The organism is Propioniciclava soli (genome assembly GCF_014858005.1).
Classification (GTDB): Bacteria; Actinomycetota; Actinomycetes; order Propionibacteriales; family Propionibacteriaceae; genus Propioniciclava; species Propioniciclava soli.
Genome location: NZ_JACYOT010000052.1, coordinates 1 through 592, shown reverse-complemented (window position 1 = coordinate 592; position 592 = coordinate 1). Strand labels below are relative to the sequence as shown.

The 592-nt window shown below is 69.4% G+C and carries 1 protein-coding gene; it reads right to left on the bottom strand.

The genetic code is table 11. The annotated features are described in order from the left end of the window. Window positions 1–483 (bottom strand): transposase family protein (locus IFY26_RS17540; protein WP_232550298.1); only part of this gene is annotated, 483 nt, incomplete at its 3' end. Between the last annotated feature and the right edge of the window lie 109 nt (window positions 484–592).

Genomic DNA, 592 nt, shown 5'->3' with positions numbered 1-592 from the left:
GTCGATGAGGAGCTGGGTCCCGACGTCGGTCACGGCCATGTGGGCGGTGTCCCAGCTGATGCCCAGCACGGCGGCGACACCGCTGATCGGGGTGTGATCGAGCACGACTTGGCACAGGGCCCACCAGTCCGCGGCCCTGGTCAGCTTCGACCGCGGTCGGGCCACCGTCTTCAGCGAATGCCGCCACACCCGCCCACACCCATCGCAGCGGAACCGGGGCACCCGGACCGACAGCCACGTCGGCCGTCGGCCCACGGGCAGGTGGGTGAACCGGCGTAGCACCTGGTCGTGCACCCGGCCCCCAGCGCCGCAGCGGGGACATCGGTCATCGACGGTGACGAGCGAGCAGAACAGGATCGCCTTGTCCGGCCAGATCTGCTGGGCGTCGACCCGCAGCCCGAGGGCGTCAACCCGAGCGAAGGTGGTCAGATCCGGGCTGGTGACCGGCGGGCAGGCGGGCGTCGTTGAGGTAGCGTCAGACATGGGCCTTGTTGTTGCTGGATGGGATTCGACACCCACATCCTCGCGGCGACAAGGCTCCTCAACGCTCAGCCCGCGCCGTCACCCACCCACCCTCGATTGGGAAGAGCCA